The sequence below is a fragment of the Micromonospora rosaria genome (genome assembly GCF_001567585.1).
GTDB lineage: Bacteria > Actinomycetota > Actinomycetes > Mycobacteriales > Micromonosporaceae > Micromonospora > Micromonospora rosaria.
Genome location: NZ_LRQV01000052.1, coordinates 1 through 21,987 on the forward strand (window position 1 = coordinate 1; position 21,987 = coordinate 21,987).

Sequence of the window (21,987 nt, forward strand, 5' to 3'; positions counted from 1 at the left end):
TCTCGCGCGCCGAACATGATCAGGCTGCCGGGATCACCCCCGCGTGCGCGGGGAAGAGTTGACGTTGGAGCCGCTCTGGTCGCATGATTTGGGATCACCCCCGCGTGCGCGGGGAAGAGACCGGCTCCGGCTCGACCGGGGGCAGCTTCTCGGGATCACCCCCGCGTGCGCGGGGAAGAGTTCGGCGCAACGAACCTGCGCATGTACCGGGAAGGATCACCCCCGCGTGCGCGGGGAAGAGACTTCCTGACCTGGGGCGCTAGAGATCAACTTCGCTGTTTTTCTTCACTTTGTCGCTCAAGATCGACTCCCAGTCGCGGCAGGCTCGATGGCGGATCAGTCATGAACAGTAGCTTTCAGGCGGTGTGCGCAGGTAGCCCGTTGCACCGTCTACCTGAATCATGAGGCGCGAAGAGACCTTGGAAGCGAATGGCCCTCATGGGGGCCGAAATCCTCCAAGATCTCTAAGCCACAACCCTCCCACGCAGGGGGCGCTTGGCTGTCTTCCGGCGCAGGACGCTTCACTCGCCGCGCAGCAGGTCCATCAGCTCGTCGGTGGAGAGGTGCGCAAGCTCCCCGGCCGGGGCTCGGTGGCGCAGGTTCCGTAGGTGACGCACCAACCTCTGCCCGGGGCTCTCGGTGCCGTCAAGCGGCACCACCTGCGGGTTGTTGCCCCTCGTTCGCCCGGTCACCCCGCCCTCTCGATCAACTCCGGGCCCCCTCACTCAGCCAGGCCCGCCCGGAGCATTATCCTCAGCCGCCGGGGGTCCACGGGTCGCACAGAGACGCCGTAGTTGTCGCCTCAGCGGCCGATGATGACCACTAAATCCAAGATGTTGTGGCAAGGCAGCACGCCCGAGCGCGGTCTGGCGTGTCGCGGTCAGCAGCGATACTGCTTTGGTTGCACATACCTGCCAGGAATAATTATACCTGCCAGGTATGCGGCTCAAAAGCAGTACGTCGCCCCGACGACCCCAGGTGGCCCGGAGGAGCGCGCGGCGAGGCGCGGAGACGTGGCGGGAGGGCTTGGACGGGCGCGAGGGAGGCTCGCACAGTAGGTTGATCGGGTGACTGGACGGTTCCCGATCGAAGACGTCTCCCCCACCGTCTCCTGCGGGCGCTACCCGGCCAAGGCGGTCGTGGGCGAGGTGGTGCCGGTGTCGGCGCGCGCCTACCGGGAGGGCCACGACGCGCTGGGCTGCAACGTGGTGTGGCTCGGGCCGGACGGGGCGGCCCGCCCGTTCACCCGCATGCGCCCCGGCGAGCCCGGCCAGGACCGGTGGCACGCCACCATCGTGCCGGACGCCGTCGGCGACTGGACGTTCACCGTCGAGGCGTTCCAGGACCCGTACCTGACCTGGCAGAACGCGGTGACCAAGAAGGTCGCCGCCGGGCAGGGCGCGGCGGAGCTGGCCAACGACCTGGCCGAGGGCGTGCGGGTGCTGACCGCCGCCGAGGGCCTGGTGCCCCGCGGCGACGTCGAGCGGGTACGCGCCGCCGTCGCGGCGATGGGCGACGAGGCGCGGGACCTGCCGCACCGGGTCGGGCCGGGGCTGGAGCTGGCCGAGCTGCTGTGGGCGTACCCGGTGCGGGAGCTGGTCACCACCGGCGAGCCGTACCGGATCTGGGTGGACCGGCCCCGGGCGCTCTTCTCCGCCTGGTACGAGTTCTTCCCCCGCTCGGAGGGGGCGGTCCTGGCGACCGCCGACTCCCCCGCCCGGTCGGGGACCTTCGCCACCGCCGCACGGCGGCTGCCGGGGGTCGCGGAGATGGGCTTCGACGTGCTGTACCTGCCGCCGGTGCACCCGATCGGCCGGGTCAACCGCAAGGGCCCCAACAACGCGCTCACCGCCGGGCCGGACGACGTGGGCTCGCCGTGGGCGATCGGCGCGGCCGAGGGCGGGCACGACGCGCTGCACCCCGACCTGGGTACGCCGCAGGACTTCCGCGACTTCGTCGCCGCCGCCGCCGAGGTGTGCCTGGAGGTGGCGATGGACCTGGCGTTGCAGTGCGCCCCGGATCATCCGTGGGTCGCCGCGCACCCGGAGTGGTTCACCACCCGGGCCGACGGCAGCATCGCGTACGCGGAGAACCCGCCGAAGAAGTACCAGGACATCTACCCGCTGAACTTCGACAACGACCCGGAGGGGATCCGGGCGGAGGTCCTGCGGGTGGTGCTGCACTGGGTCGGCGAGGGCATCAAGATCTTCCGGGTGGACAACCCGCACACCAAGCCGTTCGACTTCTGGCACTGGCTGATCGGCGAGGTCAAGCGGGTCGACCCGGACGTGCTCTTCCTGGCCGAGGCGTTCACCCGGCCGGCGATCATGCACGGGCTCGGCAAGATCGGGTTCACCCAGTCGTACACCTACTTCACCTGGCGCACCAGCGCGGCGGAGATGCGGGCGTACTGCGAGGAGCTGGTCGCGGCGGCCGACTACATGCGGCCCAACTTCTGGCCCAACACCCCGGACATCCTGCACGAGTCGTTGCAGCACGGCGGCCCGCCGATGTTCAAGATCCGGGCGGTGCTCGCCGCGCTGCTCTCCCCCTCCTGGGGCCTGTACGCCGGGTACGAGCTCTTCGAGCACGTCGCCCGCCCCGGCGCCGAGGAGTACCTGGACAACGAGAAGTACGAGCTGCGGCCCCGGGACTGGGCCGGCGCGGAGGAACACGGCCGCTCGCTCGCCCCGTTCCTCACCACCCTCAACCGGGTGCGACGGGAGAACCCGGCCCTGCACCAGCTCCGCAACCTCGTCTTCCACGAGATCGACAACCCGGCGCTGCTCTGCTGGTCCAAGCACGACCCGGCCACCGGCAACACCGTCCTGGTGGTCTGCTCGTTCGACTCCCGGGGCGTCCAGTGGGGCAACACCGTGCTGGACATGCCCGCGCTGGGCCTGGACTGGCACGACCGGTTCACCGTCCACGACGAACTGACCGGGGCACAGTACGACTGGGGTCAGCACAACGCGGTCCGGCTCGACCCGTATCTTCAACCGGCGCACGTCTTCACGGTGCGCCGCCCGCAGCCGCCCGAGCCGCCGGCCCCCGCCGGCACCGCACCGACCACGCTGACCGTGGCGAACGTGCCGGAGGAGATCTCCGGGGGCACCGCCCCGACCAGCCCCGCCCCCACCGACGCCACCCCGACCGCCGCCACCCCTGCCGTCCCCGCCCCGACCGATTACGCCTCGTGAAGGATCACCGATGGACCAGTTGATCGCCGGCGAGACGCACGACCCGCACGCGGTCCTCGGCGCGCACCCCGCCGACGGGCGGACCACCATCCGGACCCTGCGCCGCGCCGCCGGGACGGTGACCGTGCTGGTCGGCGGCGCGCGGCACCCGGCGACCCGGGTGCACGACGTCGGGGTCTTCGAGGCCACCGTGCCCGGCACCGTGCTGGACTACCGCCTCGACGTCGACGGCGCGATCGTCGACGACCCGTACCGGCACCCGCCCACCCTCGGTGAGCTGGACCTGCACCTGATCGCCGAGGGCCGGCACGAACGGCTCTGGGAGGCGCTCGGCGCCCGGGTCGGTGACGACGGGGTCGCCTTCGCGGTCTGGGCGCCGAACGCCCGGGGGGTCCGCGTGGTCGGCGACTTCACCGGCTGGGGCGCCCACGACGGCTGGCCGATGCGCTCGCTGGGCGCCAGCGGGGTGTGGGAGATCTTCGTGCCGGGCGCGGCCTCCGGGCACCGGTACAAGTACCGCATCCTCGGCGCGGACGGGCAGTGGCGGGACAAGATCGACCCGCTGGCCGGGTACGCGGAGGTGCCGCCGGCCACCGCGTCGGTGGTGCACCGCTCCACGTACCAGTGGACCGACGGGGCGTGGCTGGCCGGCCGGGTCCGCCGGCAGCCGCACCAGGAGCCGATGAGCGTGTACGAGGTGCACCTCGGCTCGTGGCGCCCCGGCCTCGGCTACCGGGAGCTGGCCGAGCAGCTCACCGCGTACGTGGTGGAGCTGGGCTTCACGCACGTGGAGTTCCTGCCGGTGATGGAGCACCCGTTCGGCGGCTCCTGGGGGTACCAGGTCACCGGCTACTACGCCCCCACCTCCCGGTTCGGCGACCCGGACGACTTCCGGTACCTGGTCGACACCCTGCACCGGGCCGGCGTCGGGGTGCTGCTGGACTGGGTACCCGCGCACTTCCCCAAGGACGACTGGGCCCTGGCCCGCTACGACGGCACCCCGCTGTACGAGCACCCCGACCCGCGCCGGGGCGAGCACCCCGACTGGGGCACGTACGTCTTCGACTTCGGCCGCCGGGAGGTGCGCAACTTCCTGGTCGCCAACGCGCTCTACTGGTGCGAGGAGTTCCACGTGGACGGCCTGCGGGTCGACGCGGTCGCCTCGATGCTCTACCTGGACTACTCCCGCCCCGAGGGGCAGTGGCTGCCCAACGAGCACGGCGGCCGGGAGAACCTGGAGGCGATCGCGTTCATGCAGGAGGTGAACGCGACCGTCTACAAGCACCACCCCGGCGTGGTGATGATCGCCGAGGAGTCGACGGCCTGGCCCGGGGTCACCCGGCCCACCTCCGACGGCGGGCTCGGCTTCGGGTTCAAGTGGAACATGGGCTGGATGCACGACACCCTGCTCTACACCTCGAAGGACCCGATCTACCGCCAGCACCACCACCATCAGCTCACCTTCTCCCTGGCGTACGCCTGGAGCGAGAACTACGTCCTGCCGATCAGCCACGACGAGGTGGTGCACGGCAAGGGCTCGCTGGTGGCGAAGATGCCCGGCGACACCTGGCAGAAGCTGGCCACCGTCCGGGCGCTGCTGGCGTACATGTGGGCGCACCCGGGCAAGCAGCTCCTCTTCATGGGCTGCGAGCTGGGTGACGAGCGGGAGTGGAGCGAGGAACGCGGCCTCGACTGGTACCTGCTGCACGACCCGGCCCGCGCCGGGTTGCAGCGCCTCGTCGGTGACCTGAACCGGATCTACCGCGACACCCCGGCGCTGTACGCGCAGGACACCTCGCCGGCCGGCTTCCGCTGGCTGGCCGGGGACGACCTGGCCAACAACACGATCTCCTTCGTCCGGATCGCCCCGGACGGCCGGACCCTGGTCTGCGTGGTCAACTTCTCCGCGCGCCCGCTGGAGGAGTACCGGGTCGGGCTGCCGGCCGGCGGGCGCTGGACCGAGGTGCTCAACACCGACGCCCACCACTACGGCGGCTCCGGCGTGGGCAACCTCGGCGAGGTCCGGGCGCAGGACGTGTCGTGGCACGGCCAGCCCGCCTCGGTGGCCCTGCGGGTCCCGCCACTGGGCGCCCTCTGGCTGCGCCCGAGCTGAGCCGGGTGCCCCGGGCCGGGCCGGTTCGGCCGGTGCCGGACTTCGGCCCTGCCGCAGTCGTCTCCGCCAGGGCTGCTCGCCGGCTCCGGCCCGGGGCCGAGGTCGTAGGCGACGCCCTTTCGAGCTGCCCCGTCGGTAGGACCGCCACCGCGTCACCCACTCACCGCCCCCAGCGCCCGCGTCACCCCACGCCGCCCACTCGCCACCCGCGCCCCCGCGTCACCCACTCACCGCCGGGTCATTCACTCACCGCCGCGTCACCCGCGCCGCCCGCGTCATCCACCCGCCACCGCGCCATCCGCGCCATCCGCGCCGCCACCGCGCCGCCCGCGTCACCCACCCGCCACCGCGCCATCCGCGCCGGCCGCTCACCGCCCGTGCCATCCACTCACCGCCCGTGCGCCAGGCCGCGCGGTCCAGAAACTCACGGCCCGCCGGACAGCCTTCCCGCCGGCCACCCGCAGCCCGGGCGGCCCCTTCGCCGCCCGTGCGTGGGGCGTCGTGCGGCGTGCCCCGTTCATGAGGGCAGCTCCAAAGGAACCGCGAGTCATGACCGCCCCGCCTGCGGTCCGGCCCGTCCGCCGCCCGGCCCGCCCCGGGACCGGCCACCGCGCCCGAGCGGTCAGACCAGGCCGTTGTCGCGCATGAGCTTCCACAGGCCGGCACCGTCCGGCGCGGAGAGCCACCGCTGCCCCACCGGGCCCTGCACGGTGCTGTCCAGCGGGGTGGGCAGCGTACCGGCGAGGACCGCCTCGGTGGGTGAGAGCTGCCGGATCGCCACCCCGGCGACGTTGTCCGGGTGGCCGGCGGCGAACTCGCGGTAGATCTCCTGGTCGTGCTGGCCGTCGTCGCCGACGAGCAGCCAGCGCATCCGGGGGAACTCCCGGGCCAGCCGTTCCAGGGTGGCCCGCTTGTGCTCCCGGCCGCTGCGGAACCAGCGGTCGTGGGTCGGCCCCCAGTCGGTCAGCAGCAGCGGGCCGGCCGGGTACAGGTGCCGGGAGAGGAACCGGGTCAGCGTCGGGGCGACGTTCCACGCCCCGGTGGAGAGGTAGAAGACCGGGGCCCCGGTGTGCGCGGTGACCAGCCGTTCGTAGAGCACCGCCATGCCGGGCACCGCCATCCGGGCGTGCTCGTCGAGGACGAAGGTGTTCCAGGCGGCGAGCAGCGGTCGGGGCAGCGCGGTGACCATGACCGTGTCGTCGATGTCGGAGAGGATCCCGAACCGGACCTCCGGGTCGAGGATGCGCACCGGCGCCTCGACCGGCTCGGCCTCGGGCACGCTGATCCGGACCACCCCCCAGCCGGGCGCCAGGTCCGCCTTGACCACCGTCTGCACGAAGCCGCTCCGGTCGGTACGGACCTCGTGGCGCACCCCGGCGGCCTCGATGGTGACGGTGACGTGCTTCGCGGGCAGGGTGGCGAAGCTGCGCCAGCCCCGGACCTTCTCCAGCCGCCCCCGCTGCCGGGTGTCCGGGCGGCCCAGCAGCACCCGGCACATCACCCGTACCCAGCCGGGCGCGCCGTAGCCGGTGTAGGCGACGACGTTGGTCCGCCAGCCGGTGCGGCGCAGCCGGCGTTCCACGAGCTGGTGTACCGCGTCCTCGATCCGCGCGGCCCGGTGCAGGGTGGGTACGGCCAACTGGCCGGCGGGTGTGGGTGGCACGCCTGCCACCCTGCCACACCTGGCCGAGACCGGCCACGCGAGCCGATCAGCTCACCGGAGCACCCCCGACGGCTCACCGCTCGCCGGGTCGGCCGAACGTCCTCGGCGGGGCGGTCGGGCGTGACAGACTCCGGTCGGGGCGACGACGGGGGCGTGGTCGTGTCGACACCTGGGCAGCACGGCCGACGGTGGCCACCGGCGCTCGACCGGCCGGCCGCCGTCGCGGTCCTGCTCGGCCTGGCCGGCGTCGGGTACCGGCTGGTGCTGCTGCTGGCCACCGTCCCGGCCGCGAACAGCGACGAGGCGACCTTCGGCCTGGCCGCGCTGCACATCGCCGAAGGGCGGGAACGACCGGTCTTCCTCTACGGCCAGCGGTACATGGGGATGCTGGAGTCGTACCTGGCCGCGCCGCTGGTGGCGGTCGCCGGGCCGGGCTGGCCGGTGCTGCGGCTGCCCCTGTTGGCGCTGTACGCCCTCTTCCTCTTCCTCACCTGGCGGCTGAGCCGGCGGCTGTTCTCGCCGTGGTTCGCCACGGTCGTCGTCGGCCTGCTCGCCCTCGGCTCGGAACGGGTGGTCCGCGACCAGCTCACCGCCGTGGGCGGCCGGCCGGAGGTGAAGGTGGCGGTGCTGCTGATGCTGCTGGTGGCGGTGGGCCTGGCCGACGGCCGGATCCGCCGACGCGGGTGGGCGGTGGCCGCGTTCGGTCTGCTGGCCGGGCTGGCCGTCTGGTCGGACTGGCTGATCCTGCCCTACCTGGCCGGGGCGGGCCTGCTGCTGGGCTACGTGCTGCGGCGCGAGCTGCTCGGCCGGGCCGGCCTGCTGCTGGTGGTCGGGTTCCTGGTCGGGGCGGCGCCGATGATCGCCGACAACCTGGTCGCACCGCCGGGCGAGGACTCGCTGTCGGTGCTGCGCCGGCTCAGCGCCGGGACCGGGGTGGTTCCGCCGCTGGCCGACCGGGTGCGGGCCGGGTTGCTGACCGGGGTACCGCTGGCCACCGGCCTCTGCCCGGTCGACGGGTGCGCCCGGTGGCAGGCGTGGTTCGGTGCGCTGTACCCGGTGCTGCTGGTCGTCGCCGCCGGGCTCGCGCTGGTCGCGTGGCGGCGGGCCGCCGGCCGGGCGCTGGCCCGGCGGGTCCGGCCGGTCGCGTCGCTCGCCCTGCTCGCCGGGGCCGCCCTCACCCTGCTGGCGTACCTGCGCAGCCCGCTCGCCGCCACCGCGCCGCTGGACAACGCCCGGTACCTGTCGGTGCTGCAACTGTCCCTGCCGGCGGTGCTCTGGCCGCTGTGGGTGGCGGCGGTGGGCTGCTGGCGGGGCACCGTCGGGGTGGCCGGCCGGCTCGCCGGGGCGCTCGGCACCGCCGTCCTGGCCGGGCTGACCGGCGCGCTGCTGGTCGGCACCCTGGTCTTCGCCACCGGCACCGGGGCGGCCCGCGCCGACCAGCGGCAGGCCGAGGCGGTGGCCGACGCGGTCCGCCGGGCCGGCCTGCGCGCGGTCTACGGCGACTACTGGACCTGCAACCGGCTCGTCTTCGACACCGCCGAGGAGGTGGCCTGCGCGGTGCTGGACGGGGCGCTGCGGCCGGGGCAGAACCGCTACCCGGCGTACTGGCGGCGGGTGGCGGCGGCCGACCGGCCCGGGTACGTGCTGCCCGCCGGGTCCCCGGCGGACCAACGGCTGCGGGCGGCGCTGGGCGACCGGGCCGACGCGGCCACCGTCGCCGAGGTGGGCGGGGTACGGGTGTACCACCCCGAGCCGGCCCTGCGCCCGGTGCGCTGACCGCCGGGTCCCGGTGCCGGGAACGGCGCTGCGGGGTGCCGCCGGCCGGGTCGTACGCTGGCGCACGCCGCACCCGTGAGTCGAGGAGAGCCGTACCCGATGCTGATCCTGCTGCCGCCCTCGGAGGGCAAGGCCACCGCCGGTGCCGGCCGGCGGCTGGACCTGGCCCGGCTCAGCCTGCCCGAGCTGAACCCGGCCCGGGAGCGGGCGCTGGCCGCGCTGACCGCGCTCTGCGCCGGGCCGGACGAGGAGGCCGCCCGCGCGGCCCTGGGGCTCAGCGCGGGGCAGGGCGCGGAGCTGCGCCGCAACGCCCGGCTGGAGCGGGCGGCGACCGCCCCGGCCGGCCGGATCTACACCGGCGTGCTGTACGGAGCGCTCGACCTGGCCACGCTGCCCCCGACGGCCCGACGGCTCGCCGAGCGGTCGGTGCTGGTCTCCTCCGGCCTGTGGGGCGCGGTCCGGCTGACCGACCGGATCCCGCCGTACCGGTGCCCGATCTCCGCGCGGCTGCCCGGCCCCGGGGCGTTGCCGGCGTACTGGCGGCGGGAGCTGGGGCCGGTGGTGACCGCTGCGGCGGACGGCGGCCCGGTGCTCGACCTGCGGTCCGGGGCGTACGCGACGACCTGGACGCCCCGGGGCGAGCTGGCCGAACAGACCGTCACGGTCCGGGTGCTGCACGAACGGATGATCGACGGTAGTCTGGTCCGGTCCGTGGTGAGCCACTTCAACAAGGCCACCAAGGGACGACTGCTCCGGGATCTGCTCACCGCCGGCGTCCGCCCCGGCACCGCCGGTGAGCTGGTGACGGCGCTGCGGGACCTGAAGTACACCGTGCTGGAGCCGGCGGCGACGCCGGGCCGGCCCCGGCAGGTCGACCTGGTGGTCACCGAGCTGTAGGGCCGCCGGGCCGGCAGGGCCCCACGCCAGTTCCGCCGCGCCAGCGCAAGATTTCCTCAAGCCTCGCCCCGATCGGTACCACCGGGCCCGCGGTCTTGACACCGTAGGTGCACTCCCCGTCGACGAAGGAGTGCCTGCGTTGGCCAGCGAATCCACCCTGCTCGACCGTCCCCGGCACCTGGCGGTCCCCGCGTCGCCGCTGGACTGGCCGACCCTGGCGGACGCGTTCGAGGCCGCCTGCCTGCTGCGCTGCACCCCGCCGCCGCCTCCGGCCGGGACGGGGCGACGCCGGCCGGCCGGGCCCCGCCCCCCGGGCACGGCGGAGTTCAACCGGGAGGACGCGGCGCTGCGGATGCGGCAACTGCTCGGCCGGCTCGACATCCCGGTCCGCCACGAGCAGACCGTCGGCGGGCTGCGCCGCCGCTACGAACTGCACCAGCTCCGGGTGCCACCCGAGCACCAGGCGACGTACGTGGCGCTGCTGGAGGCCGGGTGGCGGCAGGGCCGCCGGGAACTGCTGGGCGGTCTGGTACCCGGGGCGTCGGCGCCCCGCCGGGCGTGGCGGGCCCGGCTGGCCGCGGCGGCCTGGCGCTCGGCGCTGCTGGCCGGCGGGCGGCACGTCCGCCGGCACATCCTCGGGGTCCGGCTGGCCGACCGGGAGCTGGCCGCCGTGCTGGTCCGGGGCGCCGCGCTGCTGGACGTGCCGGCGCTGCTCCGGCCGGGCGCGGGCTGTCTCGTGGTCAGCGTCGCCGACGGCCCGGACCGGGACCGGATCCTGGACAGCACCGCGCTGGCACCGGCCGTCCGACCGACCGGCTGACGGTATCCCGACCACAGGTCGGGTTGCGGTCCACACCGTTCACGGCGCATTGTGCTGGCCGTGGACGGTCACTGCAATGCCCGCAACCGGCGGTACGCCGCCGGTCTGATGGCGCTGCTCATGGTGCCCGCCGGGCTCGGCGGCTGCCGGGACACCCCGGCCGAGCCGGTGCCCATCCGGATCGCCACGGGCAGCCCGACGGCGGTGTACCACGCCTTCGGCCAGTCCCTGGCCGCCATCCTCAACCGTGAGCTGCCCCACGTGCAGGCCAGCGTGGTGGTGACCGCCGCCTCGGCGGCGAACGTGCGGCTGGTCGGCAGCAGCCAGGCGGAGCTGGGCTTCACCCAGGCCGACGTGCTGGAGACCGGGCCGACCGGCGACCCGCCGGTGGTCGCCGTCGCGCGGGTCTACGACGATCTGCTGCACCTGGTCACCACCGCCGACGGCCCGATCCAGACGATCGCCGACCTGCGCGGCCGGCGGGTCTCGGTGGGCGCGCCCGGCTCCGGTACGGAGATCACCGCGACCCGGCTGCTGACCGTCGCCCAGCTCGACGACGTGGCGGTCGACCGCCGCCCCCTCAATCTGGACGAGTCGGTCGAGGCGCTGCACGCCGGCCGGATCGACGCGTTCTTCTTCTCCGGCGGCCTCCCGGTGCGCGCCGTCGAGCAACTGGCCGCCACCGTGGCCACCCGGATCGTCGACCTCGGCGAGTGGATCGAGCCGCTGCGCCGCAACTACCCGGAGGTCTACGTCTCCCGGGACATCCCCCGCTCGGTGTACGGGGTGGAGCCGGTGACGACGGTGGCGAACCCGAACTACCTGATCGTCCGGGCCGACCTGCCGTACGCCCTGGTCCACGAGGTGACCCGGCTGCTGATGGAACGGCGGGCCGAGCTGGCCGCCGCGCACCCGGCCGCCGGGCGGATGAGCACCCGCTCGGCGATCGCCACCACCCCGCTGCCGCTGCATCCCGGGGCGGCGGCGTGGTACCGGGAGACCAAGCCCTGACCGGGCACCGGCGGCGACCTGCGTCGACCCGGAGCCCCTCGGCCGGCGGTTGACAGCGGGGTGTCCGCTGCCCCAGTCTCGGGGTCCGGCAGGCATCGATCACGGGGGTACGTCATGCGGCTGACCGTCTTCGGCGCGACCGGCCGTACCGGTCGACACCTCGTCGACCAGGCTCTCGCCGACGGCCACGAGGTCACCGCCGTGGTCCGGGACCCGGCCCGGCTGGCGTCCGCCGGCCACCCCCGGCTGACCCCGGTGGTCGCCGACACCATGGACCCGGAGTCCATCGCCGTCAGCGTGACCGACCAGGACGCGGTGGTCTCCACGCTCGGCCGCCGGGCCAGGACCGACGGGTCGGTCTGCGCCGACGGCGCCCGCGCGATCAGCACCGCGATGCGGGCCACCGGGACCAGCCGCCTGATCGTGGTCACCGCCAGCGGCCCGGTCGTGGACGAGGGGGACGACGCCTTCACCCGTCTCGTGTTCAAGCCGGTGCTGCGCCGGTTCCTGGCGGCGGAGTTCGCCGACTTCACCCGCGCCGAGCGGGTCGTCCGCGACAGCGGGCTGGACTGGACCATCGTGCGCCCGCCCCGGCTGACCAACGGCCGCCGCCGCCCGTACCGCACCGCCCTGGACCGCAACATCCGCGGCGGTACCTCCATCGCCCGCGCCGACGTCGCGCACGCCATCCTCGCCGCGCTGGACGACCCGGCCACGATCGGCCACACCGTCGGCCTGGGCTACTGACCGGGCCCGCCGGAGCCGGTGCCCACCCCGACGGCGGGCGGCCCGACCGCAGGCGGGCCGACAGCGGACGGGCCGACCGTCGGCGGGCCTGTCTCGGGGACGGTCTCCGGGGCGGGGAACCACAGCTCGGCGACGAGGCCGCGCGGCTCGCCCGGCCGCATGGCGAGCCGCCCACCGGAGGCGTCGACGAGGACCGCGACGATGGTCAGCCCGAGCCCGGCACCGTCGACGTTCTGCACCTCCGGCGCCCGCCAGAACCGCTCGGTGGCCTGACCCAGCTGGCTGGTCGTCAGGCCCGGCCCGGTGTCCCGGACCTCCAGGACGGTCCCGCCGTCGGCCCGGCGGACGGTCACCGTCACCTCCTCGCCGGCCCCGCTGAACTTCACCGCGTTGTCGATCAGCGCGTCCAACGCCTGGTCGATGGCGGTCGGCACGGTCCGGGCGTACGCCGGGTGGTCGAGGGTCACCAGGCCCAGGGCGACCGACCGGTGCCGGGCCAGCGGCTCCCAGGCGGCCACCCGGGAGGCGGCGACGGCGACCGCGTCGACGGTGACCCGTTCGTTCTCGGTCCGCTCCGCCCGCGCGAGGGTGAGCAGGGCGTCCAGCACCTGCGCCAGCCGGTCGGTCTCCTCCAGCGCCAACTGGTGCTCGACCCGGCCCTCCGGGTCGGTGAGGCTCGGCCCCAGCTCCTCCACCCGCAGCCGCAGCGCGGTCAACGGGTTGCGCAGCTGGTGGCTGGCGTGCGCCACGAAGGCCCGCTGCCGGTCCATCACGTCGGAGACCGCGTCGGCCATGTGGTTGAAGCTGGTCGCCAGGCGGCGCAGCTCGGGCGGGCCCAGCCGGTGCTGCACCCGGGCGCCCCGGTCACCCTCGGCGATCTCGTGGGTCACCGCGTCGAGTTCGGTGACCGGTCGCAGCACCCAGCCGGCCAGCCCGAACGCCAGCAGCACGCCGGCCACCACGGCCAGCACCCCGACCGCGGCCAGCAGCAGCCACCAGGCGGTCACGGTCCGGCGGATGCGCTCCGACGGGGTGGTGATCACCACCGCGCCGAGCACCTCGCCGCCGTCGTTGATCGGTACCGCCACCACGACCGGGTCGCGCACCCAGGGCCAGACCGAGTCCGGGGTGCTCACCTGCAACCCGGACAGCGCGGTGTCCAGGGCCGCCGCCGTCCCCGCGCTGGCCTCCCAGGTCGCCGACTCGGTCACCGTCCGGCGGTCCCGGTCCACCACCGCCGCGCCGATGCCGTACAGCTCGTCGTAGCTGGCGAGTTCCCCGCCGAGCGGGCCGACCACGTCGTCGCGCAGCGCCGGGCCGGCCAGCGAGGCGAACCGGGTCGCGTCGGCCAGCCGGTCGGCACGGACCCGGTCGGTCTCCCGGGTGGCCAGGGTGAGCGCGAGCGGGGTCTCCAGGGCGAGCAGCACCAGCACCATCAGCAGCAGGTAGCTGATCACCAGCCGACGACGCACGCCCGGCCCCTCACTCGGCGCGGAGCCGGTAACCGACCCCGCGTACCGTCTCCACCAGCCGGGCGTCGCCGAGCTTGCCCCGCAGCGACGCCACGTGCACCTCCACCGTGTGCCGGTCCGCCCAGGTGGTGCCCCAGACGTCGAGCAGGATCCGCTCGCGGGGCACGGCGACCCCCGGCTGCCGGGCCAGGGAGAGCAGGATGTCGAACTCCTTACGGGTCAGCGCGACCGCCCGCCCGTCGACGGCCACCGTCCGGGCGGCGACGTCGACCCGCAGCACGCCGGCCTCGATCAGGTTCCGCTCGGGCAGGGTGTGCGCGGCCCGGCGCAGCACCGCCTCGATCCGGGCCTGCAACTCCACCATCGAGAACGGTTTGACCACGTAGTCGTCGGCGCCGAGCCGCAGCCCGAGCACCCGGTCGCGTTCCTCGCCCCGCGCGGTGACCGCGATGATGCCCAGTTGCGGGCTGCGGCGGCGCAGTTCCCGGCAGAGGTCCACCCCGTCGCCGTCGGGCAGGTTCAGGTCGAGCAGCACCAGGTCGCACGGGGCCGCCGACAGCGCGGCGGCGACCGTCGCGGCGTGCTCGACCTCGTAGCCCCGCCGGGTCAGCGCGGACGACAGGGCCGCCGCCACCCGACGGTCGTCCTCGACCAGCAGGATGCGCACCCGAACCCCCCTCCTTGCGTGGAACCGCTGCTAGGGCATCGTGGCAGATGGGTCGGCCCGACGCGATGGGCCACCGGGGCGGGGTCGCTATGCTACGCCGGCCCGCGCGTCGCGGCGGCGGGGCGACCGCCCGACGCGGTCACCCGCGTCCGACGCGCGTCGTCGTGCCCCGCGCGCCGACGGCGGCCGGCGCCACGCCCGGCCGGCACCGCGCACCCACGGCGCGTCGCCGCGCCCCGACCTGTTGCGAGCTGGCGGATGACTGACCCTGAATCCCACTCCCCCACCGTCTTCGTGCACCCCACGGCCGATGTCGAGGCCGGTGCCCGGGTCGGCGACGGTACCCGGATCTGGCACCTGGCCCACGTCCGGTCCACCGCCACCGTGGGGGCGAACTGCGTGATCGGGCGGAACGTGTACGTCGACGCCGGGGTGACCGTCGGTGACCTGGTGAAGATCCAGAACAACGTCTCGGTCTACCAGGGGGTGACCCTGGAGGACGAGGTCTTCGTCGGCCCGTGCGCGGTCTTCACCAACGACTTCCGGCCCCGGGCGCAGAACCCGGACTGGACGATCACCCCGACCGTGGTCCGCCGGGGCGCCTCGATCGGCGCGAACGCCACCCTGGTCTGCGGCATCGAGGTCGGCGAGTACGCCATGATCGCTGCCGGCGCGGTGGTGACCCGGGACGTCGCCCCGTACCAGTTGGTCGCCGGTAACCCGGCCCGCCCCAAGGGCTGGGTGGACGAGCGCGGCGAGGTGGTCTCCCGCGACGTCGACACGCCGCCGCGGCGGGGCTGAGCCGCCCCGGTACGCGCGGAACGGGGGACGGCCCAGGCCGTCCCCCGTCGGTCGTCACGCCTCAGCGGCTGAGCCGGGTGATCTCCTGCCGGAACCGCTCCATCGCGTTCGGCTCGTCCGGGCCGAGCAGGTACGTCTTCAGGTCCCGCCGGGCCTCGGTCATCGGGTCGTCGCCGGCCCGGGTGAGCGCCACGATCTTGGGGAGCTCGCCGCAGTCCGCCGAGAGCAGGTACGCCGCCCGGGCGGTCGGGAACTTGCGCCGGAACTCGTCCTCCGGCAGCCCGCTCGGGTTCGCCACCACGTACGGCCGCTGGCTCTGCACGAAGTCCGACACCACGCTGGAGATGTCACTGATCAGCAGGTCGGTCTGGTTGAAGCAGTCGAACAGGGCCGGCACCCGGCCGGTCACCACCCGGTGCGCGGGGCCGTCGAGGCTGCTCGCGTCGGTGTCGCCCCCGGCGGCGGCGATCCGGGCGACCACCCGCTCGTGCACCGCCTTGGCCGCCTTGGACCGGGCGCCGGTCAACGGGTGCGGCTTGTAGATCACGCGGATCCCCGGCCCGGCCTTCAGCAGGCCGTTCATGATCCGCTCGCCCATCAGCACCAGCGAGGTGTGGTACGGGTCGTCGTCCAGCCACCCCTCCCAGGTGGGCGCGTAGAGGACGGTGAACGGCCGGTCCACCGCCGGGGCGCCGAAGGTGTGCACCCCGGCGAGCTGCGGCCGGCCGATCTCGACGATGTCGGCGTCGAGCACACCGACCCCGGCCCGCGCGTACCGCTCCCGCCCGGCCAGCCCGGCGACCCACACCTCGTCGTACACCTTGCTGTACGGGTTGACGCTAGCCTGCTTGTCGCTGTCGCCGTGGCCGACGAAGACGTGCTTCATGCCGGGCTCGCGGAGCATGTGGATGTTCGCGCCCACGTTGGCCGCGTACAGGCTCGCCCGGATGCTGGACAGCTCCAGGTTCATGAAGTCCACGCTGGCCGGTACGCAGATCACCGGGAGCCGGGTGTCGGCCAGCTCCAGGAAGGCCTCCTTGCTGCGCATCAGCACCACGCCGCGCTGGTCCAGCGCCTCGGTCGGGGCGAGCCACATGTTGGCCTGGTAGACGTCCTTGGCCGGGCCGGCAAAATAGAGCGCCACCTGCGGCCGGTAGCTGTCCAACCAGGTCTGCACCGCGGCCAGCACGGCGTCCTTGCCGGTGCCCTGGCCGCGACCGCCCAGCCAGGTGAGCGCGACGATCCCGCCCACCACGGCGGCGGCCAGCACCGCCGCCGCGCCGGCCACGAAGACCGGCACCAGGTCACCGAGGACGGCGGCCACCACCACGGCCGGCACCAGCAGGATGTTGAGCTGCGCCATCCCGTTGCCCACCACGGCGCCGGTCCACTCGGGAGGCCGGGGAGCCGCCTTGATCGGGCCGAGGTCGATGTTGCGCACCAGCGCGGAGACCGGGTTCCGCCGGTTGATCATCCGGTTGAAGGCCCCGGCGAAGACGCCGATCATCCAGACCACGGCGGGCAGCAGCAGCAGGACGGTGATCTCGCCGATGCCGGGGCGCACCGTGGTGACCGCCAGCAGGACCACCGACAGGTCCCGGGCGAGCTGCCGGTAGACCCGGCTCAGGCCGACCTTGTCCAGCAGGACCCGGGAGGGGGCGGACCAGCGACCGATGGCGTACTCGCCGAACACGGCGGCCAGCCCGGCGACGGCGAACGCGCCGACCCAGCCGAGCGCGCCCGTGACGAGCATGACCAGATAGCACAGCAGCAGCAGCGCACCACGGGCCGGGACCCCGAGTCGCTGGAGTAACGTGCCGAACAAGGATGGCTCTCCCTACGAGATCGACGACGAGCCGGACCGAACGGACGGAGGCGACCGCTGGGCTCGGCCGGCGGGGGCCGGCGGCGTCGGTCGGTGTCGGCCTGACTGCCCACGACCTTAACGCGAGGACAACGGGAGTCGCCGTTCGGGTATAGAGCGATTTGCGGGGGTGATACGAACCCGGTACCACGCTGTCCGGGTTGTCCCGACCGCTGCCGGTCGGGACCGCCGTGACCTGCTCCGCGAGCGTCGCCGCGCCCCGGCCGACCGGTCAGTCGGTCGGCGGCGGCGCCCCCGCGTCGAGCTTGCGCAGACAGCGGACCGAACCGGCCGGGTCCTCCCGTTCGCCGAACACCTCGAAGTCGAGCCGCTCCAGCGCCCGACGGGCCGCCCGGTTGCCGAAGTACAGGCAGACCGTGGTGACGTCGAGCCGGTCCAGGGTCGCCGCCAACTCGTCGTCGGGCGGGACCCCCTCCCCGTCGGCGAAGGCGGCGAGCCGCAGCCGGTCCTGGGCGAACTCCGAGTTCCAGTCGTACTCGATCAGGTAGCCGTCGCGGGGCAGGACGACCCGCAACTCACTGCTGAGGATCGGGGCGAGGCGCATCAGGGTGCTGGGGGCCAGCAGCAGACCGGGCGGGCGGGCCGGGGTCAGGGACTGGATCCACTCGACGCGGCCCAGCCGGTCCTGGGGCACCTTCCACACCGGGTGGGGATGCGTCTCGACGAAGCTGTCCCGGTGCCACATCGGGGTGCCGTACAGGCTGAAGGTGGCCAGCAGGACGGCCGCGACCAGGGCGCTGGTCAGGGCCTTGAGCGTCCGGCCGGTCCAGGGCAGCGGGCCGAGCAGGGGCAGCCGGGCCGGCCAGGGCAGGCGCACGGTGCACAGGATGCCGATCAGGCCGGGCAGGGCGAGGATCCACGGCACCCGCCAGAGCACCGCGGCGATGCCGGTCAGGTCGGCGAGGAACTCCAGCACCCCGGGGACGAACAGCACGCTCATCGTCACCGCCGCGCCGGCGGCGAGCAGGCGGGGCGTCCGGTGCCGCATCAGCAGCGGGGCCACCCAGAGGGCCAACCCGCCGATCACGCCGAGCGACCCGACCAGCAGGGTGCGCCGGTACGTCCCCTCGGCGTCGAAGAACTGGGTCTCGCCGCCGACCTCGGTGACCGGGCCGAGGGCGAGCCGGGACACCACCACCGAGCCGAGCGGGTACGCCACCGCCGCGGCGAAGGCGAGCACCGCCGGCAGCCAGCGCCCGACCAGGAGCATCGCGAAGGCCGCCGCGCCGACCAGGATGGGCAGGATGATCGCCGCGGTGGAGGTGAGCCCCGCCGAGGCCACCCCGAGCGCGAAGATCAGGAAGAGCTTCCACCGGGACCGGGACTCCAGCCAGTCGGTCAGGTACACCCACATCAGCGGTACGGCGGCGGAGACGAACATCCCCTTGCCCTCGTAGAGCCGGGGCAGGTGGAAGGTGCCCAGCGCGGCGTCCGAGCCGGCCACGAGGTAGAGGTAGCCGACGGCGACCGTGAAGGCCAGCATCGGGCGGCGCGGGGCCCACCGGTGCACCAGCCGCCACAGGGCCAGCACCGCCAGCACGGCCAGCACCGGCAGCAGCACGAACCAGGTGGCGTCGGCGGCGTGCAGGCCGAGGAACCGCCCGAGCGCCCCGGCGAAGACCTCGATGGAGGAGATCGGCGGCTGGGTGCTCAGCCCCGGCAGGACCTCCTCGGTGAACAGGAAGTCCCGCACCGGGACGCTGTCGCGCTCGGCCACCCAGACGGACTTGCCGAGGTAGAACACGTCGTCGGGGGTGTTGCGGGCCATGTAGAGCGAGGAGACGGCCACGCCCGCCGAGACCAGCAGGACGTACCCGGTCTGCCAGACGGTGGGGGCGGGCTCGCCGTCGGGGCCGGCGACCAGCCAGCTCCGCCGGGCCAGCAGCGCCACCGCGACCGAGGCGACCAGGCCCAGCGACGCCGGCCACCACCAGGGCATGGTGCCGCCGATCCCGGCGGTCACCGCCGCCGCCACCCCGACGCCGAACGCGGGCAGCACCCACCACCAGCGGGGACCGCGCCGGGCGGGCGGGGTGAGTTCCACCGTCGTGCCGTCCTGCGGCACGGTGGCGGCGGGCCGGCGGGCGGTCCGCTCGCGCAGCCCGGCGACGACCAGCCGGAGCAGCGCGAGCAGGGCGCAGCCGGTCAGCCAGATCCGGAAGGTCAGCGACGGGGCCCACCCGAACGGGAACGCCAGGTGGTAGAGCACGGTGTAGAGCGCGAACGCCAGCACGGCCGCGTCGGTGATCCGGCGCGGGACCGCCGCGACGAACCGGCGGACCCGCTCCAGCACACCGGGCCGGCGGGGCGCAACGGCGGCCGGGACCGTGTCGTCGTCGACGCCCGGCTCGGCGAGGGTCGGGGCGTCGTCGGCGCCCGGCGCGGTCGGGGCCGGCACGGCGGCGGGGCCCGCCGGCGGCACCGGGGCGGTGGCCGGGGCCGGCTCGACGAGTGTCGACTCCGTCGTGGTCGCCTCGGCCGACGTGCGGGGGGCGGCCGGTCGCCCGGCCCCGGCCGGCCCGGCCCCGGCCGGCCCGGCCTGCTCCGGCCCGGCCTGCTCCGGCCCGGGCCGCTCCGACACGGTCAGTTCGACTGCGGTCACAACGGGAATTTCGCCCTTCACTGACACAGAACGTCCTTGTTGTGGCCTCGATGATGGGGGGACGGTCGCCGTCGCGGGGCCCACTGCCGCCGCTCGGCCCGACGCGCCGAGCCTACCGGAGCGGGTCCCACCCGGCCTGTCGACGGGCCGGGTGGGCGGGCACCGGCCGCCCCGCCGTCACGGCCGGTTGCCGTCGATGACGCTGGCCACCGCCCGGTGCGCCGGCAGGATCCGCTGCCGCTCCGCGTCGGCGTCCAACCGGCCGGCCAGGATGTCGAGGAAGTGGTCGAGCTGGGCGGCCAGCGGCTCCTGGTTCGACAGCAGCTCCGGCACCTCCATGATGCTCTGCTGCCGGTACCCCCGCCCGTCCGGCGTCGCCGCGTCCAGCGACACGTGCCGGTAGATCGTCACGTGCTTGCGGATCAGGTCCGCCTCGATCAGCCGGTCGACTTCGCCGATCGCCAGGGTACGGATCTTGCGCTGGCCGATCCGGCTGGCCGAGACGTGCGCCAGCGCGCGGTCGCCGAAGGTGAGCACCGCCTCGGCGACGTCCTCCGCCCCGGGCTCGGAGTCGGGGTGGAAGTGGCCGAGGGTGCCCCGGACCGCGCTCGGCGTGGCCCCGCCGAACAACTGGATGGCCAGGTCCACGTCGTGCACGAGCAGGTCCCACGCCACGCCGGTGCGGATCCGGGGCGCGTACGGGGAGTGCCGGGTGACGGTGACGTGCACCGGGTCGCAGGCCAGCGCCAGCGCGGTGAGCACCGCCGGGTTGAAGCGCTCCAGCAGGCCGCAGAGCAGCGGCAGGCCGCGCTTCTCGGCGAGCGCCACGACCTCCTCGGTCTCGGCCAGGTTGCCGCAGACCGGCTTCTCGATCAGCAGCGGCCGGTCGGCGGCGAGCACCTGCTCGGCCAGGTCCCGGTGGTACTCGGTCGGGGCAGCGACCACCACGGCGTCCACCGCCGACAGGTCGGTCAGGTCGGGCACCCACTCGGCGCCGTAGCGCTGCGCGATCTCCCGGCCGACGTCCGCCCGGGGCTCGACCACCCGGGCCAGCCGGGCGCGCGGGGACTGGGCGATCACCCGGGCGTGCAGCGAGCCCATCGTCCCGGTGCCGACCAGCGCGAAGCTGACCGGGGCGGTCACGCCCCGACCGCCTTGCGCACGGCCTCGACGACCCGGTCCACGTCACCGTCGGCGAGGTGGTGGTGCACGGGCAGCGACAGGCACTGCCGGGCCACCCGCTCGGCGACCGGCGCCGGGTCGGCCACCACCCGGGGGTGCTCCCGGTAGCAGTCGTAGTCGTACACCACCTTCGGGTAGTACACCCCCGAGCCGACGCCCTGCTCGGTCAGCCGGGCGGCCAGCTCGTCGCGGGTGACCGGGGCCGCCTCGGTGACCAGCACGGTGTACTGGTGCCAGACGTGCGCGCGGCCGGGCAGCTCGGCCGGCAGCCGCAGGCCGGGCACGTCGGCCAGGCCGGCGGTGAGCCGGGCGGCGTTGTCCCGGCGGCGCTTGACGGTCTCGTCGTAGCCGGCGAGCTGCGGGATGCCCAGGGCGGCCTGCAGGTCGGTCATCCGGTAGTTGTGCCCGGCGACCTCGTACTGGTACCGCTGGCGCATGCCCTGGTTGCGCAGGACGCGCAGCCGGTCGGCGAGGACCGCGTCGTCGGTGGTGACCATCCCGCCCTCGCCGGTGGTCACGTTCTTCGTGGCGTAGAGCGAGAACGTGCCGAGCCCGAAGCTGCCCGCCCCGCGCCCGTCGACGGTGGCGCCCAGCGACTGCGCGGTGTCCTCGACCAGCCCCAGCCCGTGCGAGCGGACCAGCGGGACGATCGCGCCCATGTCGGCCGCCTGGCCGTACAGGTGCACCGGCAGGACGACCCGGGTCCGGGGCCCGACCGCCTCGGCGAGCGCCGCCGGGTCCAGGCAGAAGTCGTCGTCGCGGATGTCGGCGAAGCGGGCGGTGGCGCCCGCCTCCAGGATGGCGTTGAGGGTGGCCACGAAGGTGAACGGGGTGGTCACGACCTCGTCACCCGGCCGCAGGTCGAGCACCTCCAGCGCGGCCACCAGGGCCGTGGTGCCGTTGTTCACGGCCACCGCGTGCTCGACGCCGACGAGTTCGGCGAAGTCGCGTTCCAGTCGGGCCACCATCGGCCCCTGTGCCAGCACACCGGACCGGATCACCTCGACCGCCAACCGTTCGGCCGCCTCGTCGAGTTTGACGACGGAAATGGGGATCACGCTCGGACTCCTCGGGGGGACGTGGTGCCAGCGCTCCGACGTTAACAGCGGTGGAATGCGGCCCGACACAGGGCCGACCGGTGGGCGACCCGC

15 protein-coding genes are annotated in these 21,987 nt (G+C 74.4%); 8 read left to right on the plus strand and 7 right to left on the minus strand.

Translation table 11 applies throughout. The features are described 5' to 3' along the window. Window positions 1–1,067: 1,067 nt before the first annotated feature. Both AWW66_RS15695 and glgB read left to right on the plus strand, forming a co-directional pair. Complete coding sequence (locus tag AWW66_RS15695; protein WP_083978525.1) at window positions 1,068–3,200, plus strand: alpha-1,4-glucan--maltose-1-phosphate maltosyltransferase; 2,133 nt, start codon at window positions 1,068–1,070, stop codon at window positions 3,198–3,200. A 10-nt stretch (window positions 3,201–3,210) separates the two neighbouring features. Beyond that, a complete protein-coding gene (gene glgB, locus AWW66_RS15700) occupies window positions 3,211–5,313 on the plus strand; it encodes a 1,4-alpha-glucan branching protein GlgB (RefSeq protein ID WP_067366320.1) in 2,103 nt (700 codons plus the stop codon). Window positions 5,314–5,935: 622 nt separating this feature from the next. Here the strand turns inward: glgB and AWW66_RS15705 are convergent. Then, on the minus strand, window positions 5,936–6,976 hold the full coding sequence (locus tag AWW66_RS15705; RefSeq protein ID WP_067366322.1) for an App1 family protein phosphatidate phosphatase: 1,041 nt from the start codon (window positions 6,974–6,976) through the stop codon (window positions 5,936–5,938). A gap of 120 nt (window positions 6,977–7,096) precedes the next feature. On the opposite strand from AWW66_RS15705, the gene AWW66_RS15710 reads away from it, so the two are divergent. The 5 genes from AWW66_RS15710 to AWW66_RS15730 all read left to right on the plus strand — a co-directional run bounded on the left by AWW66_RS15710 (window position 7,097) and on the right by AWW66_RS15730 (window position 12,227). Further along, window positions 7,097–8,752, plus strand: coding sequence for a hypothetical protein (locus AWW66_RS15710; protein ID WP_211271958.1), 1,656 nt, complete (start codon window positions 7,097–7,099; stop codon window positions 8,750–8,752). Between the two features lie 99 nt (window positions 8,753–8,851). Beyond that, on the plus strand, window positions 8,852–9,649 hold the full coding sequence (yaaA, locus tag AWW66_RS15715; protein WP_067366324.1) for a peroxide stress protein YaaA: 798 nt from the start codon (window positions 8,852–8,854) through the stop codon (window positions 9,647–9,649). A gap of 139 nt (window positions 9,650–9,788) precedes the next feature. After that, a complete protein-coding gene (locus tag AWW66_RS15720; RefSeq protein WP_067366327.1) occupies window positions 9,789–10,469 on the plus strand; it encodes a hypothetical protein in 681 nt (226 codons plus the stop codon). 60 nt (window positions 10,470–10,529) lie between these two features. Next, entirely contained in the window at window positions 10,530–11,480 is a 951-nt protein-coding gene (locus tag AWW66_RS15725) for a TAXI family TRAP transporter solute-binding subunit (protein WP_281179604.1), read from the plus strand. Between the two features lie 114 nt (window positions 11,481–11,594). Next, window positions 11,595–12,227 carry an NAD(P)-dependent oxidoreductase gene (locus AWW66_RS15730; protein ID WP_067366329.1) on the plus strand — a complete coding sequence of 211 codons (633 nt, stop codon included), beginning with the start codon at window positions 11,595–11,597 and terminating at the stop codon, window positions 12,225–12,227. Here the strand turns inward: AWW66_RS15730 and AWW66_RS15735 are convergent. Then, window positions 12,221–13,699 carry a sensor histidine kinase gene (locus AWW66_RS15735; RefSeq protein ID WP_067366334.1) on the minus strand — a complete coding sequence of 493 codons (1,479 nt, stop codon included), beginning with the start codon at window positions 13,697–13,699 and terminating at the stop codon, window positions 12,221–12,223. The genes AWW66_RS15730 and AWW66_RS15735 overlap by 7 nt on opposite strands. Before the next feature lie 10 nt (window positions 13,700–13,709). Next, window positions 13,710–14,366 carry a response regulator transcription factor gene (locus AWW66_RS15740; RefSeq protein ID WP_067366337.1) on the minus strand — a complete coding sequence of 219 codons (657 nt, stop codon included), beginning with the start codon at window positions 14,364–14,366 and terminating at the stop codon, window positions 13,710–13,712. A 258-nt stretch (window positions 14,367–14,624) separates the two neighbouring features. Between AWW66_RS15740 and AWW66_RS15745 the strand changes: the two genes are divergently transcribed. After that, window positions 14,625–15,167 carry an acyltransferase gene (locus AWW66_RS15745; protein ID WP_067366340.1) on the plus strand — a complete coding sequence of 181 codons (543 nt, stop codon included), beginning with the start codon at window positions 14,625–14,627 and terminating at the stop codon, window positions 15,165–15,167. A gap of 61 nt (window positions 15,168–15,228) precedes the next feature. Here AWW66_RS15745 and AWW66_RS15750 read toward each other — a convergent pair whose 3' ends face one another. From AWW66_RS15750 to AWW66_RS15765, 4 genes are all read right to left on the minus strand, one after another. Further along, a complete protein-coding gene (locus AWW66_RS15750) occupies window positions 15,229–16,992 on the minus strand; it encodes a CDP-glycerol glycerophosphotransferase family protein (protein WP_067366343.1) in 1,764 nt (587 codons plus the stop codon). A gap of 271 nt (window positions 16,993–17,263) precedes the next feature. After that, window positions 17,264–19,654, minus strand: coding sequence for a DUF6077 domain-containing protein (locus AWW66_RS15755; protein WP_067366346.1), 2,391 nt, complete (start codon window positions 19,652–19,654; stop codon window positions 17,264–17,266). Between the two features lie 177 nt (window positions 19,655–19,831). After that, window positions 19,832–20,797: a Gfo/Idh/MocA family protein gene (locus tag AWW66_RS15760; protein ID WP_083978526.1), complete on the minus strand. Its 966-nt coding sequence runs from the start codon at window positions 20,795–20,797 to the stop codon at window positions 19,832–19,834. Next, the gene (locus tag AWW66_RS15765) at window positions 20,794–21,894 is read right to left on the minus strand and encodes a DegT/DnrJ/EryC1/StrS family aminotransferase (protein ID WP_067366349.1); all 1,101 of its coding nucleotides are present in this window, start codon (window positions 21,892–21,894) and stop codon (window positions 20,794–20,796) included. The genes AWW66_RS15760 and AWW66_RS15765 overlap by 4 nt, the downstream gene beginning before the upstream one ends. Window positions 21,895–21,987 lie beyond the last annotated feature (93 nt).